At 44.9% G+C, this 690-nt stretch carries 1 protein-coding gene; it reads left to right on the forward strand.

All coding sequences use genetic code 11. The annotated features are described in order from the left end of the window. A partial coding sequence (locus R8O10_RS25265) for a sodium:proton antiporter (protein ID WP_318191964.1) occupies positions 1-690 on the forward strand: 690 nt, incomplete at both ends.

Consider the following 690-nt stretch of genomic DNA (forward strand, 5'->3'; position numbering starts at 1 on the left):
TTATGGCCTTTGTATGCTGATCGGCATACAGTTTGATTTGGTTTACTGCTTGCTATTTGGTGCATTAATCTCGCCTACCGACCCGATTGCCGTTCTAGCTATCGTTAAAAAGTTAGACGCACCTAAACGTATCTCGACACAGATCGAAGGGGAGTCACTATTCAATGATGGCTTCGGCTTGGTTATTTTCGTCACGCTTTTCACCATTGCATTTGGCTCAGAAGCACCAACAGTCGGTAGCGTCACTCTACTCTTCATCCAAGAAGCGATTGGCGGGATCGTCTATGGCTTTCTATTGGGCTTGGTATTCCACTACCTAATCAGTGCTACTGACGATCACTCAATGGAGCTACTACTTACCATCGGTGTTCCTACAGCAGGTTACGCATTTGCTGAGTACATTCATGTTTCAGGCCCACTTGCGATGGTGGTGTCGGGAATTATGATCGGTAACTGGACGCGCTTTATTGGCTTCTCTAAAGAGAGTGAAGACCACCTAGACCACTTCTGGGAGTTAGTAGATGAGTTCCTAAACGGCGTGCTATTCCTATTAATTGGTATGTCGATGCTGCTATTTAAATTCCATGAAGAAGACTGGATCATGATGGCAATTGCAGTCCCTCTGGTGCTAGCCTCTCGCTATCTCAGTGTCTTTATCTCATACATAGGCTTTAAACGTTACAGAAAATA

The organism is Vibrio sp. 1727 (assembly GCF_033344415.1).
Lineage (GTDB): Bacteria > Pseudomonadota > Gammaproteobacteria > Enterobacterales > Vibrionaceae > Vibrio > Vibrio alginolyticus.